Consider the following 13,470-nt stretch of genomic DNA (forward strand, 5'->3'; position numbering starts at 1 on the left):
TCGCTACGTAATGTTCCGGGGATCCGGGACCCCCAGTCCGGCCGCGAAGGCGAGCCGCAAAGCGTCCGAGAGGCTGCGCACGTCGAGTTTCGCCATGAGGTTGGCGCGATGCACTTCGACGGTGCGCGGCGAGATGCCGAGATCATAGGCTATCGTCTTGTTGGGGAGTCCCTGCGCTAGACCATCCAGTACCTCACGCTCTCGCGGGGTAAGGATGCCGAGCACGACATTGGCGTCGGCAGCCCGGGTGATGGCCCCATCGGCTTTCGCGATCCGACCGAACGCGCCTTCGATCGCGGCGGTCAGTACAGCCTTTTCGAAGGGTTTTTCGAGGAAGTCTACTGCGCCCGCTTTCATGGCGCGCACCGCGATCGAGACATCGGCGTGGCCGGTGAGCACGATGACCGGCATGGTCACGCCTTGATCGAGCAGCGCCTGCTGGACTTCGAGGCCGTCCATCTCGGGCATACGGACGTCCAGCAGGACGCATCCCTCCGGGGCGTGCCGGACCTCCTTAAGGAAGGCGACGCCGCTCGGCCAAGTTTGGACCGCATAGCCTGACGTCTTGAGCATGAAGCTCGCCGAGCGACGGATCGCATCCTCGTCATCGACGATATGCACCAGTTTCTTATCCATCTTCCTGACCCCCGACCTTCGCACTTACGACCGTGAAGTGAAATTCTGTGCCACCTCCTTGGCGCGGCTCCATCCAGATACGGCCGCCATTCGCCTCGACGATCGTCCGGCAAATGGACAGACCAAGACCCATGCCTTCGCTCTTGGTGCTCACAAAGGCGCTGAACAGCTGATCGACGACCTTTGGTGCGACCCCTGGCCCCGTATCCGCAACGATAACGCGCACGCATCCCGGCTGGTCGGGCCTGCTCGTCACGGTAAGCTCGCGAACGGGGCTATCGGCCATCGCTTCCACCGCATTGCGGATGAGATTGATGAGGACCTGCTGAATCTGAACCTTGTCGACAAGGACGGGCGAAGCATAGGGATCGAGGTCGAATCGCGGTTCGATGCCCTTCTCTCGAGCGCCCATCAGTCCAAGCACTGCCGCCTCGTTGATGAGCAAGGGCAGTTTCTCGATCGTCTTTTCGACCTCGCCGCGGGCCACGAAGTCGCGCAGCCGCCGGACGATATGGCCTGCTCGCAGCGCTTCCGCAGCTGTATCGTCGAGCGCGTCCCGGATCATTGGCATATCCTCCAGATTGGGCTCGGCGAGCAGGTCCCGAACGGACTCGACATAATTGGCGACGGCGGTCAGCGGCTGATTGAGTTCGTGCGCCAGCGTCGACGCCATCGTTCCCATTGCGCTCACGCGCGAGACATGGATGAGCTCGGACTGCAGCGACTCGAGCCGCTCTTCCGTCTTCTGACGCTCGGTCAAGTCGCGAATAAAGCCCGTGAAAAGCGGATGGGCGTCGCCTGTTGCCTCGCCGATATTAAGCTCCATAGGGAAGGTCGAACCATCCTTGCGCTGTGCAAAGACGACGCGCCCGATCCCGATGATGCGCTTTTCTCCCGTTTCGAGATATCGCCGCAAATAGCCGTCATGCCGCTCCCGATCAGGTGACGGCATCAACTCGCTGACGTTGACGCCGAGCAGTTCGGCTTCGCTGTAACCGAACAATCGTTCGGCAGCGGCGCTGAACGAGAGGATCAATCCCTGATCGTCGATGACGACCATCGCGTCGGGCACCGTCGACAGAATCGAGCGAAGATGGCTTTCCTGCGACCGAAGGGCTTCTTCGGCCGCCCTGCGATCGGTGATGTCGGATACGAGCTTGGCAAAGCCCCGCAAGCTTCCGTCACCCCTGCGCAACGCGGTGATGGAGACGTCGGCAAGGAACTCCGATCCATCCTTTCGCAGACGCCAGCCCTCCGTTTCAAAGCGCCCATCCTGGACAGCGCATGCGAGATCCTCGGCAGGCCGGCCGGCCGCGACGGCATCGACGGGGTAAAAGATCGAGGCATCGCATCCGATGACCTCTGCTTCAGTCCAGCCCTTGAGCCGCTCCGCGCCCTTGTTCCATACCGTCACCCGGCCTTCCGGATCGAGGAGGTAGATGGCGTGGCCCTGAGCTCCGTCAATGAGCAGGCTGAACTCTTCGGCAAGAAGATCGGCCTCGGCGCGGCCGCGTACGGCATTCTCTTCGCTATCGCGCATTCGACTGTGCCATCTATCCGCGATGCGCGTCAGCGCTACCACCCAGCCAGCGCTCAGCAGAAACACACACGCTTCCGCCATATCTACCGCATCGGCGTCCCGCATCCCTGCAAAATAAAGCCCAAGCAGGAGCGCTGGCAGGATGGCGATCGACGCGGCAAGCGTACCGGCGAAAATGGAAGCGGCCAGAATTGCCGGTGCGAATAGCAAAAAGGCCGCATTTTCGCCAAGCCAGGGCCCAAGCGCGTATCGAAGACCGGCCGCGACCAAGACGATCGCCAGAGCAATTGTGAGGCGCTCTGGAAAATTTTGCTGCTTAATCGACATTGGCCTCGCGGCCTCCGACCGCTCAGATGTGGCTGCAAAGCCGAAATTACGCACCGTCTATGGCTGCCGTTCTAAACCCTTTTTCGCATGTGCGATACATGCTGAGCTTTTCTTGTTCGACCCCACGGCTCGCGGGGAATCGCCCCTCCGCCAGCCGCGACCCCTGCCATTTCCATGCGGGAATCTACCGATAGCCGCGTTCAGGAAGGGTGGGTCATTCTCGCGCACGCGGGGAATTCTAACCGCATTTGAGAAGGTAGGGACATGTCGATTCGCAATCTCGACGCGTTGTTGAAGCCGCGGTCGGTCGCGCTTGTCGGCGCATCGCAACAGCCGGGTTCGCTTGGAACACGCGTTCTTGCCAATCTGGTCGCTGCGGGTTTCGACGGCCCGATCTACGCTGTCAGTCCGCATCCGATCGAAACCGCAGCGGTTATTTGGGCCGAGACGGTCGACGACCTTCCTGCCGCCCCCGATCTTGCCGTGCTGATGACGCCAGCGGAAACCGTGCCCGCGATTATCGGACAGCTGGGATCGCTTGGCACGCGCTGCGCGGTCGTCCTCTCCGCGGGTGTGTCGCAAGAATCGGGCCTCCGGCAAAAGATGCTCGACGCGGCGGAGCGGTCGGGCCTGCGGATCATCGGGCCCAATTGCCTCGGCGTGATTGCTCCCCATTCCCGGCTCGACACGAGCTTCGCGCGCACGCAGGCCCGACCAGGCCGCCTCGCGCTGATCTCGCAAAGCGGCGCGCTTGTCACCGCGATGCTGGACTGGGCCGATAGACGCGAGATCGGTTTTTCCGCCATCGTATCGGTTGGGGACATGGCTGAGGTCGATGTCGGTGATCTGATAAGTCTATTCGCGCGGGACCCGAACACCGACGCCATATTGCTGTATGTCGAAGGTCTCAGTGCCGCCGCCAAATTCATGTCGGCAGCGCGCGCTGCGGCCTGCGACAAGCCCATCATCGCAATCAAGGCCGGACGCTCGCCTGCGGCAGCAGCCGCGGCGCTGTCGCATAGCGGCGCGCTCGCGGGCGCTTACGATGTTTATCGTGCCGCCTTCGATCGTGCGGGCATCGTCACGGTCGACACGCTCACGCAGTTGTTCGACGCTGCCGAAATTCTGACCGCATACCGCAGCTGTACGGGCGACCGTTTGGGAATTGTCACCAATGGCGGCGGCGCCGGCATCCTCGCCGTCGATGCCCTCGCGGGTGCCCACGCCGAGCTCGCGACCCTTTCGAAGGTGTCCCTGGCGGAGCTGGACGCGGCACTCCCCGTAAGCTGGTCGCACGCCAATCCGGTCGATATCGTCGGTGATGCCACCCCGGAGCGCTACAGAGATGCCATCAGCACCCTGCTGCGTGATGACGGTGTCGACGCATTGCTGGTCATGAACTGTCCAACCGCGATGGCGCCCGCCGCGGCTTTCGCCGAGGTTGTCGGTGAAGCGGTGCAAGCCGCGCGGGCGGCGGGCATTTCCAAGCCCGTGATCGGCTGCTGGCTCGGGGACGCGAATATGTCGGGCGCGCGTGCGACGCTAAAACAGGCGGGTATTCCGCTTTACTCGATGCCGGAGGACGCGGTCGGCAGCTTAGGCTATTTGCTCGCCGCAACGCGTGCTCGTGTACCCTTGATCGACGCCGCGCCGGGCAACTGCCAAACACTGCCAGATACAAGCAGCGCGAAAGCGATCATCGCCCGCGCGCGCGCCGACAATCGTACGCTGCTGACGGAGGTCGAGGCAATGGCGCTGCTCGCTGCCTATCGGATACCGGTGGTGCCAATGCGCTTCGCCACCGCACCCGAAACGATATGCGATGCGATCGGCGGGCTAGCGCCTCCCTACGCCGTGAAGATCGTGTCGCCCGACATAAGCCACAAGTCCGACGCGGGCGGCGTCGCACTCGGACTTTCAAGTCGAAAGGCCGCCGCAGGAGCTGCCTGTGCGATGGAAACGCGCATCCGTTTCGAGCATCCCGACGCGCGGATATTCGGCTACGCGGTCGAGACCATGGTTGAAAGAAAACATTCGCACGAGTTGATCGCCGGCATCGCAACCGATCCGCTTTTCGGCCCGCTCCTGCTGTTCGGTTCCGGCGGGACAGCGGTTGAAGTCGTGGCCGACAAAGCGCTCGCGTTGCCGCCGATCAACAAAGCCCAAGCCCGAGCAATGATCGAAGCGACCCATATCTCGAAGCTCCTCGTCGGCTACCGCCGTGAGCCCGCCGCGAATATAGAGGCCGTCACGGACGTTCTCGGTGCCCTGTCGGCCATGGCTGCGGAACTCCCCGATATCGTCGAACTGGACATCAACCCGCTTCTGGCGGATCCCGCAGGCGTGGTCGCGCTCGACGCACGAATTCGCATTAGTCGGGATGGCGATCCGGCACCGCGCCTCGCAATCCAGCCAGCCCCGCCGGCCTGGACCGCCGACATGCGCGACGTGGGAATGGCAGGTTCACCGCACGCTGCTGAAATGATTGCGGTGGTCCCAGTCGCTACAGCATAACGGGCGAGCATTGATTGTGACAGGCATCTGCGGCCGTCAAAGACACAAACATACGGTAAAGGGTAGCCCGTCTGGCCGGGTGACGCGCCCACGCTTCTGAAGTTTTTTTGAGCAGGATCGTCGATGACGACGCTAGCTATCCGCGAAGACCGGCGTGATCAGGTGTCGAGAAGCGCCGGACCAACAACTGCAAGATCAGATCGCCTACCTACGTTACTCTGCGTATTGAGGCTCCCGCGTAGAGGCCTTAGCAGGAACAGGCCGGCCAAGGTTGCGACCTCGACGGCAAAAGGGCCGGAAGCGATGGGAACGTCGCTTCCGGTGCCGATTGAACCTCGACCCGATTGTCGCTTCCTTCATGTCGGGGCGGCTCCCCGGAAGTCATCATGTCGGTCCGGTCGCGAACGCCGCGCGACGCTTCCCTCGTCACCCCAACCCGGAAGGCAAGCGATCCATGCAACCAAGGCGCGCGCACCCGACAAGCTCACCAGCGTCGCAACAATCGATCGCCGCAATTTTGGCGATGGCTCTCTTCCTGCCTGCGCCGGTTGTGGCGCAGGATCTTACTGGTCATTTCGAAGACTGGATCTTGATGGCGGATGACCGCATGGCCCTGGCACTGACCACCGACGGGGAGAATACGGCTTTCGGACTGATGTGCGGACCTGATTGCTTGGTTTATATTGAGGCCCGCGAGCCCTGTATCGAGGGTCGCGAATATCCGGCCCGGATCGAAGCGGGAACCAGCGACTACACGGTGACATTGGCCTGCAAGGCGGAAGAGGGCGGCCCCTTGCTCGTCATGTCCTACAACGAGCGATTTGCGCGGCTAATCGCGGGACAGAAAAGCGTCGGCTTCACCGTCACCCGCGAAGACGGCAAGCTGAGCGTCTTCCGCTTTCCGCTTGCCGGAAGCGACAAGGCCATTGGACTGGCGCTCGCCGCGCGCTCCTACATCAAGCTGGCGGGCTCCCCCGGCCTTCAGCGCCTCGCAGGACCGGCGAAACCCGAACCGACCCACTAGGCTGGCGAGACGCGGCACACAAATTTGCAGCCGCAAATCACCCGTGCCGCGACCGATCGATACTTTGCCACTCCCCGCGCCAACAAGGATGTCCACACTGCTCCAGGGTCATACTGGGGTTTGCGGCAAATCACCGGCTGCGCACATCGCGACACAAGATGGACCTTCCGTAGAATTACGAACTGCGCAGCGGTTACGGTGCGCTAAACTCCGGCGGCGAAGGAGTTTGGGCATGTACACCATCATTACCCCAACACGCCGTCCACCGGCCTGCCAGGGTGGCCGCGAGACAATGACGATAAGCAAGATATCGGCCTGCTCCGGAACAGGATCAACAGCACGCTGACACTGCGCGGCGCGGCCAGTCAGAAAAAGTTGAGGACCAACAAGATGACCGAGAATTCGCTGGATATGACACTTTCCGAAAGCCCCGGTACGAGCATCGTCACCCGGGGCGGCGCCGAGTTGAAGTTGAGACCGGTCGCGGCCGATGATGCGGATTTGCTGACCCGCTTTTACGACGGGCTGGCTTCCGAAGACATGCGGTTTCGTTTCCTGAGCGCGCAGCCGCACCTGTCGAGCGCGCAGCTCATGGCCATGACCAGCGTCGATCACCGCCATCGCGAACATCTTCTCGCATTTGATAGCGCAACGAGCGACCTCGTCGCGAGCTTGCTGATCGCCGCGGATGACAGATTTGAGGTCGCCGAGGTCGCGATCGCGATTCGCCCGACCTACAAGGGCCGCGGGGTCGGTTGGAGCCTGCTAAATCATGCCGTTGACCTCGCGAGAAAGCGAGGCGTCAAGCGCTTGCGTTCGATCGAAAGCCGCGCCAATCGCGAAGCGATCGACGTCGAGCGAACGCTCGGATTCAAGTCGAGCCCTTATGAGGGCGATGCGACACTCGCGCTGCTCGAGATCGATCTTCGCGAACCCGCCGGATGAGACGTTCCGCTTCAAACGCCGCGCCCGTCCAATCCCCTGACGAGCGGACAGACGAAGAAATTGCTCCTGGAAATAGGGCGTAGCCGGATGCGCAAAGCCATGCTTGCCATGCAGCTCGACGCGCCGGGCGAGCCGCTGCATGGCGTAGAGCGGCCGATGCCGGAACCGGGGCCGGGCGAAATCCGGATCGCAGTAACCGCGTGCGGCGTGTGCCGTACCGATCTTCATATTGCCGATGGCGATATCTGCGGCGGTCTTCCGATCGTGCCGGGACATGAGGTGGTCGGCCGGGTCGAGGCGATTGGCGAAGGGGTGGACAATCTCCCCGTCGGGACACGGGTTGGTGTGGCGTGGCTCGGCGGCAGTTGCGGCCATTGTCGATACTGCCGGTCGGCGCGCGAGAATCTTTGCGATACACCTGTGTTCACCGGTTTTACGCGCGACGGCGGTTTCGCCTCGCATTGCATCGCCGACGCGCGCTTCTGTTTCCGTCTGCCCGACAACTATGACGACTTGCATGCGGCGCCCCTGCTGTGCGCGGGCCTCATCGGGTACCGCGCCTATCGCATGGCGGGCGACGCCCGGCTTATCGGACTCTACGGATTTGGCGCGGCAGCGCATATACTGGCGCAAGTCGCCCTCGCGGACGGGCGCAAGCTGTTTGCCTTCACGCGCGAGGGCGACACAGCGAGCCAGGAATTCGCGCTCAGCCTCGGGTGCGAATGGGCCGGCAGTTCGACCACCGCGCCGCCCGAAGCGCTCGATGCCGCAATCATCTTCGCGCCGGTGGGAGCGCTCATCCCCGAAGCTCTAAAAAGGGTCCGGAAAGGCGGACGCGTCGTGTGCGCCGGTATTCATATGTCGGAAATCCCAGCCTTTCCTTATGCCGATCTTTGGGAAGAGCGATCGATTCAGTCGGTGGCCAATCTCACGCGCGCGGACGGCACCGAGTTTTTCGCACTCGCAGCGCGATGTCCGATCGAAACGCGCGTGACGGCAATGCCGCTTGGTGACGCAAATGCCGCGCTCGATCTGCTGCGTTCGGGGAAGGTCGAAGGTGCATTGGTTCTCGTGCCGTAAAGGGAAGGCGATGTCATCTATTGCGTTGCGCCATCCTTCTACGAGATGTTCCCGATAGTTAGGCGCGCGCGACCCGTTGTCGAAGAGTTGGCGCCGATCAGGAGGTTCGAAAGGAGTGTCCCTCGTGCAACCCACGCTGCCCCTCTTAACCGGGTCGCCAATCCGACATCCGGAATACCCGGATAACAGACCTTCCGAGCGACCGGAAAAGCGCCTGCCCGAGCGTCCGGCACCGACGCACGAGCCGCAGCCGCTTCACTCGCCTTCCGAAGCGCCTGTCCTCCCGGAGAGCCACCCTGAAGACACGCCGGACGAGCGGCCGGACTAAGCGCTCGAACCATCTCGATAGGATGGTTTCATGGCCTGATGCAGTGGGTACGAGGCGTGCACCTTTGTATCGCCCCTGTGTCATCTACGTATTTGCCATACCACTTAGCGAGCTAGGATCGGCTACGAAAAGGAGACGATCATGCTGAAGCAGAACATATCGAAAATCGCGAAAGGGGTGGGGATTTCGCGACCCATGCGCAAGAAGCTGCAGCGCATTTCGGCCTTGCCGACCACACGCGTTGCCGCCGCACTGATTCCACTGCTTGCCATGGGCTTCTTCGCCGCGCGCCGGGCGACCCGCTAGTATCGGTTCGCAAGCGATGGTCCGGCGGGGAGCAAGCGACCCCGCTGTTCCGTCTGCCGACATCAGTTCAGACACCGATCGACGGGAGGGAAGCGCCCTTGCCGATAAGGCTTCGCTGCTCCCTTCCCCCGGCTGCCGGGCGAAAATCATGACAGACCAGCCTCGACACTTCATCGACACGCAGGATTTCGCCCGCGAAGAATTGCTGCGCATTATCGATCTGATCGGTCTTCTCAAGGAAGCCGACCGGGACGGCGCGTGCCCGAAGCTACTTGCCGGCGCGTCGCTCGGGATGATCTTCGAGGAGCCGTCAACCCGGACCCGCGTCTCGTTCGAGGTCGCCATGACCAAGCTTGGCGGGCACGCCCTCTATCTCAAGCCCGGGGAAATCCATCTGGGTGCGCGCGAAAGCATAGGCGACACAGCGCATGTGATCAGCCGGATGGTCGATGTGATGGAGGCGCGCACTCTGAAGCACCAGACCGTTCTCGATCTGGCGGCTAATGCAACGGTCCCGGTGATCAATGGCCTTACCGATTATAATCATCCGACGCAGGCGCTGTGCGACGTTTTCACGATGATCGAGCATGCTCCCTCGGGCAAATCGCTGACCGATCTCAAGATCGCCTTCATCGGCGACGCGACCAATGTGTGCTCGTCGCTTATGATGATCTGCACCCAGATGGGGATGCATTTCACCCATGCCGCACCGAAACGCTATCAGGCCCCCGAGGCGTGGCAGGCAATTGCCCGCACCAATGCCGAGGCGAGCGGAGGCTCGCTCATCGTCACTGACGATGTCGAGGCGGCAGTGCGCGACGCCGATTTCCTCTACACGGACCTGTGGTGGTGGATCGGGCAGGAAGCCGAAATCCCGGATCGCACGGCCGCTTTCATGCCCGCATATCAGATCAACGAGGCGCTTCTCGCCCTGGCGCCGGCCCATGCAAAGTTCATGCACTGCCTGCCCGCGTCGCGCGGCGTCGAGGTGACCGATTCGGTCATGGACGGACCGCGCTCGATCATTTTCGACCAGGCCGAGAACCGGCTGCATACCGAGAAGGGGCTGCTGGTCCACTTCGTCTATCCCCGCCTCAGCCCGCCATCATCCGACCTGGCTGCTTACCACCGCGGACGGGTCGAGAGCTTTCTCAAACCCTGAGCCAAGGAGGCCGCCATGGCCACGATCGCCGAGCCTGTTGTCGCCAAGCCGCGCTTCCGAAGGGTGCTGCGGCGGCTCGATATGACGCTGTTTACCGTTTGCGCGATCCTGATCATCGACCAGCTCGCCGCTTCGGCAGCCATCGGCGTTCAATCGATCTTCTGGTGGGTGCTAACCTTCGTGCTGTTCTTCATTCCCTATGGGCTGATCACTGCGGAACTCGGCAGCGCCTATCCCGAGGAGGGCGGGATCTATGCGTGGGTCCGCCGCGCCTATGGCGAGCGCTGGGCCGGGCGGACGGCGTGGCTATGGTGGGTGAACGTCGCCTTCTGGATGCCGTCGGTCTATATCCTGTTCGCAGGGATACTCGCCGAGCTCGTCGCCCCGGACATGAGCCTCCCCGCCAAGCTCGTTATCACGCTCGGTCTCACCTGGCTGACGGTCGGGATCAGCATTGTCACCCTCGAGGTCGGCAAATGGGTGCCGAATGTCGGGGCCGCGTTCAAGGTAGCGATCATGCTCGCGATCGGCGTCGGCGGCATCGCCTATGCCGCCCGGCACGGCGCGGCGAACGAGTTCAGCATCAGGACGCTGAGCCCAAGCTGGGGTGCAAGCTTCGCCTTCCTGCCGGTGATCGTTTACAACTTCCTCGGGTTCGAACTGATGTCGGGCGCCGGCGAGGAGATGAAGAACCCGGCACGCGACGTGCCGCGGGCGATCGTCACCTCCGGCCTGGTCATCGCCTTCTTCTACATCCTCGCGACGGTCGGCATCTTGCTCGCGCTCCCGGTCAAGGAGATCGGATTGATCGAAGGTCTGCCAGACACATTTAGCCGGCTGTTCGGGAGCAGCCCGGCGGGCAGCGCGGCCGTCGCAATCCTCACCGTCATGGCGCTCTACACCTTCGTCGCCAACATGGTCACCTGGACGATCGGCGCCAACCGCTCGGCTGCGGAGGCGGCGCAGCGCGGCGACCTGCCGGCGATTTTCGCGGCGACGCACAGCCGGTTCCGGACGCCGGTCAGCGCCGCGATCCTCACCGGCGTCATCGCCTCCGTGGTCCTGATTCTCTATGCGATGCTGGCGAGCAGCGCGGAGGATCTGTTCTGGACGATCTTCGCCTTCTCCTCGGTCGTGTTCCTCCTCCCCTATTTCCTGCTGTTCCTGTCCTTCCTGAAGCTGCGCCAAATCGATGCCGATACGCCGCGTCCCTACCGGGTGCCCGGTGGCCGGGGCACGGCGCTGGCGCTGAGCGGTCTCTGCATGGTGTTCATCGCCCAGGCGATCGTCTTCTTCATCTACAAGCCCGGCGCTTTCGATCCGGCATATGTACTCGCGGTGGGGGGCGGCACGCTTCTGACGCTGTTCGCCGGCGAGATCCTGATCCGCGTCGGCAAGCGCACCCCAGACGGAGGTCCGAACAATGGCTAGGCAACTCTCGAGCACCCCGCGATCGGATGGTTTCCGCATGCCCGCCGAGTGGGAGCAGCATATCGGCTGCTGGATGCTGTGGCCCGAGCGGTCCGACAATTGGCGGCGCGGCGCCAAGCCAGCGCAGCACGCGTTCGCCGCGGTAGCGGCCGCAATCGCCGAGGGCGAACCCGTGACGGTGTGCGTCTCGCCAGGGCAATATGTGATCGCCCGCGAGATGCTCGACCCCGCCGTGCGCGTCGTGGAGATGACGAGCAACGACAGCTGGATCCGCGACTGCGGGCCGACGTTCGTCGTCAGCGACGAAGGTGTCGTGCGCGGCATCGACTGGAAGTTCAACGCCTGGGGCGGTCTTGGGGACGGGCTCTATTTCCCGTGGGATCAGGATGACCTCGTCGGCGAGAAGGTTCTCGAATATGAGCGCGATGATCGCTACGCGCCCGACTTCATCCTCGAAGGCGGCTCGATCGACGTCGATGGCGAGGGCACGGTCCTCGCGACCGAGGAATGCCTGCTCAACCCGAACCGCAACCCGAACCTCGACCGCGCGGGTATCGAGCGGATGCTGCGCGACTATCTCAATGTCGATTCGGTGCTCTGGCTGCCCAAGGGGGTCTATCTCGACGAGACCGACGGACATATCGACAATTTCTGCCGCTTTGTCGCGCCCGGCGAAGTGGTCCTGACCTGGACCGACGACACCGCCGATCCGCAATATGCGATCTCGGCCGACGCGTTCGAGCGGCTGGCTTCGATGCACGATGCCAAGGGCCGGCCGCTCAAGGTCCACAAGCTGCACCAGCCGCGACCGGTGCTGATCACCGCGGACGAAGCGGAGGATGTCGACCATGTGCCGGGCACCCTGCCGCGCCAGGCGGGCGACCGGCTCGCCGCCTCCTATGTCAATTTCTACATCGCCAACGAGCGGATCGTGATGCCGGGATATGACGATCCCCGGGACCTGCCCGCGCAACAAATACTCGCGGATCTTTTTCCCGGCCGCCGGGTCGTCGTCGTGCCCGGGCGCGAGATATTGCTCGGCGGCGGCAATATCCATTGCATCACCCAGCAGGAGCCGCTCGGCAAGATCAAGCGCGCGCGTCGGGCGGCCTAGCCATGCGCCTTGTCATTGCGCTCGGCGGCAACGCTCTGCTGAAGCGCGGCGAAAGCCTCACCGCGGAAAATCAGCGGCGCAACATGCAGGCTGCTGCGGGCGGACTCGCACGCGCATGCGCCGGGAATGAGGTTGCGATCGTTCATGGCAACGGCCCGCAGGTCGGACTCCTCGCCCTCGAAGCGGAGGCCTATGGCGCGGTTCCCGCCTATCCGCTCGACGTGCTGAGCGCGGAATCGCAGGGTATGATCGGCTATGTCGTCGCGCAGGAGTTACGGAACGCGATCACGCCGCGGCGCGTCGCCTGCCTGCTGACGCAGACCCTCGTCGATGCCGACGACCCGGCTTTCGGGCAGCCGACGAAACCGATCGGGCCCGTCTATTCGTCCCTCGAGGCGGCAAAGCAGGCCTCGCGGCCAGGCTGGACGTTCGCTCCCGATGGCCACGGGTTCCGGCGCGTCGTGCCCTCCCCGAGGCCAACCAGCATCGTCGAGTTCGAGGAAATCGCCGGTCTGGTCGACCGGCGTGTGGTCACCATTTGCTGCGGCGGAGGCGGGATTGCGGTGACCGGTGTGGACAGTCGCCTCACCGGGGTCGAAGCAGTCGTCGACAAGGATTGGACGGCGGCGCTGCTCGCCGCCCGCCTGGAGGCCGACCGCTTCGTCATTCTGACGGACGTCGATGCGGTTTACGCCCGCTGGGGCGAGCCGGAGCAGGAACCGATCCGCGAGATCAGGCCGAAGGACCTTCGCTCCCTCGCGCTCGCTGAAGGCTCGATGCGCCCCAAGGTCGAGGCGGCGCTGCAGTTCGCGCAGGCCACAGGGAATCCCGCCATGATCGGAGCCCTCGACGATATCGGGTCCCTTCTCGATGGCAGCGCAGGGACAAGAATATTTGCCTGAAGCCCGAAGCGGGATCGCGCGGCCGAACTGCGGCGCGCCGCGATTCTGCCAGACCGAAGGAGCTAACGGGTGGCCAGCGCCGGTTTTGCGCCGTTCGCGCTGATCGACTTGTCTGGTCTGGCTGTGGTCGGCGAACCAACAGCTGTTTTGAAGCGCACCGG

11 protein-coding genes are annotated in these 13,470 nt (G+C 63.3%); 9 read left to right on the top strand and 2 right to left on the bottom strand.

The features are described from left to right. Positions 1–3: 3 nt before the first annotated feature. Complete coding sequence (locus AC3A43_RS18405) at positions 4–636, bottom strand: response regulator transcription factor (RefSeq protein ID WP_487794016.1); 633 nt, start codon at positions 634–636, stop codon at positions 4–6. Further along, the gene (locus AC3A43_RS18410) at positions 629–2,176 is read right to left on the bottom strand and encodes a PAS domain-containing sensor histidine kinase (RefSeq protein ID WP_487794296.1); all 1,548 of its coding nucleotides are present in this window, start codon (positions 2,174–2,176) and stop codon (positions 629–631) included. The genes AC3A43_RS18405 and AC3A43_RS18410 overlap by 8 nt, the downstream gene beginning before the upstream one ends. A 591-nt stretch (positions 2,177–2,767) precedes the next feature. On the opposite strand from AC3A43_RS18410, the gene AC3A43_RS18415 reads away from it, so the two are divergent. From AC3A43_RS18415 to arcC, 9 genes are all read left to right on the top strand, one after another. Further along, on the top strand, positions 2,768–5,017 hold the full coding sequence (locus AC3A43_RS18415; RefSeq protein ID WP_487794017.1) for an acetate--CoA ligase family protein: 2,250 nt from the start codon (positions 2,768–2,770) through the stop codon (positions 5,015–5,017). 328 nt (positions 5,018–5,345) lie between these two features. After that, on the top strand, positions 5,346–6,041 hold the full coding sequence (locus AC3A43_RS18420; RefSeq protein WP_487794018.1) for a hypothetical protein: 696 nt from the start codon (positions 5,346–5,348) through the stop codon (positions 6,039–6,041). A 390-nt stretch (positions 6,042–6,431) separates the two neighbouring features. Further along, complete coding sequence (locus tag AC3A43_RS18425) at positions 6,432–6,986, top strand: N-acetyltransferase family protein (RefSeq protein WP_487794019.1); 555 nt, start codon at positions 6,432–6,434, stop codon at positions 6,984–6,986. Positions 6,987–7,073: 87 nt separating this feature from the next. Next, positions 7,074–8,066, top strand: a complete 993-nt coding sequence (locus AC3A43_RS18430; RefSeq protein ID WP_487794020.1) for a zinc-dependent alcohol dehydrogenase family protein — start codon at positions 7,074–7,076, stop codon at positions 8,064–8,066. Between the two features lie 469 nt (positions 8,067–8,535). Beyond that, positions 8,536–8,700: a hypothetical protein gene (locus tag AC3A43_RS18435; RefSeq protein ID WP_487794021.1), complete on the top strand. Its 165-nt coding sequence runs from the start codon at positions 8,536–8,538 to the stop codon at positions 8,698–8,700. Between the two features lie 148 nt (positions 8,701–8,848). Further along, positions 8,849–9,862: a putrescine carbamoyltransferase gene (gene ptcA / locus AC3A43_RS18440; RefSeq protein WP_487794022.1), complete on the top strand. Its 1,014-nt coding sequence runs from the start codon at positions 8,849–8,851 to the stop codon at positions 9,860–9,862. 15 nt (positions 9,863–9,877) lie between these two features. Beyond that, positions 9,878–11,293: an APC family permease gene (locus AC3A43_RS18445; RefSeq protein WP_487794023.1), complete on the top strand. Its 1,416-nt coding sequence runs from the start codon at positions 9,878–9,880 to the stop codon at positions 11,291–11,293. Continuing rightward, complete coding sequence (gene aguA, locus AC3A43_RS18450; RefSeq protein ID WP_487794024.1) at positions 11,286–12,407, top strand: agmatine deiminase; 1,122 nt, start codon at positions 11,286–11,288, stop codon at positions 12,405–12,407. Before AC3A43_RS18445 ends, aguA begins: the two co-directional genes overlap by 8 nt. Positions 12,408–12,409: 2 nt before the next feature. After that, a complete protein-coding gene (arcC, locus tag AC3A43_RS18455) occupies positions 12,410–13,309 on the top strand; it encodes a carbamate kinase (RefSeq protein WP_487794025.1) in 900 nt (299 codons plus the stop codon). Positions 13,310–13,470: the final 161 nt, after the last annotated feature.

The sequence above is a fragment of the Sphingopyxis sp. Soil_C_28 genome, from assembly GCF_057657055.1.

Excerpts from the sequence above, each read along its gene's own strand:
- AC3A43_RS18415 (WP_487794017.1), top strand. The coding sequence starts at position 2,768 with ATGTCGATTCGCAATCTCGACGCGTTGTTGAAGCCGCGGTCGGTCGCG.
- ptcA (WP_487794022.1), top strand. The coding sequence starts at position 8,849 with ATGACAGACCAGCCTCGACACTTCATCGACACGCAGGATTTCGCCCGC.
- aguA (WP_487794024.1), top strand. The coding sequence starts at position 11,286 with ATGGCTAGGCAACTCTCGAGCACCCCGCGATCGGATGGTTTCCGCATG.
- arcC (WP_487794025.1), top strand. The coding sequence starts at position 12,410 with ATGCGCCTTGTCATTGCGCTCGGCGGCAACGCTCTGCTGAAGCGCGGC.
- AC3A43_RS18425 (WP_487794019.1), top strand. The coding sequence starts at position 6,432 with ATGACCGAGAATTCGCTGGATATGACACTTTCCGAAAGCCCCGGTACG.
- AC3A43_RS18430 (WP_487794020.1), top strand. The coding sequence starts at position 7,074 with ATGCGCAAAGCCATGCTTGCCATGCAGCTCGACGCGCCGGGCGAGCCG.
- AC3A43_RS18435 (WP_487794021.1), top strand. The coding sequence starts at position 8,536 with ATGCTGAAGCAGAACATATCGAAAATCGCGAAAGGGGTGGGGATTTCG.
- AC3A43_RS18410 (WP_487794296.1), bottom strand. The coding sequence starts at position 2,176 with ATGCGCGATAGCGAAGAGAATGCCGTACGCGGCCGCGCCGAGGCCGAT.
- AC3A43_RS18405 (WP_487794016.1), bottom strand. The coding sequence starts at position 636 with ATGGATAAGAAACTGGTGCATATCGTCGATGACGAGGATGCGATCCGT.
- AC3A43_RS18445 (WP_487794023.1), top strand. The coding sequence starts at position 9,878 with ATGGCCACGATCGCCGAGCCTGTTGTCGCCAAGCCGCGCTTCCGAAGG.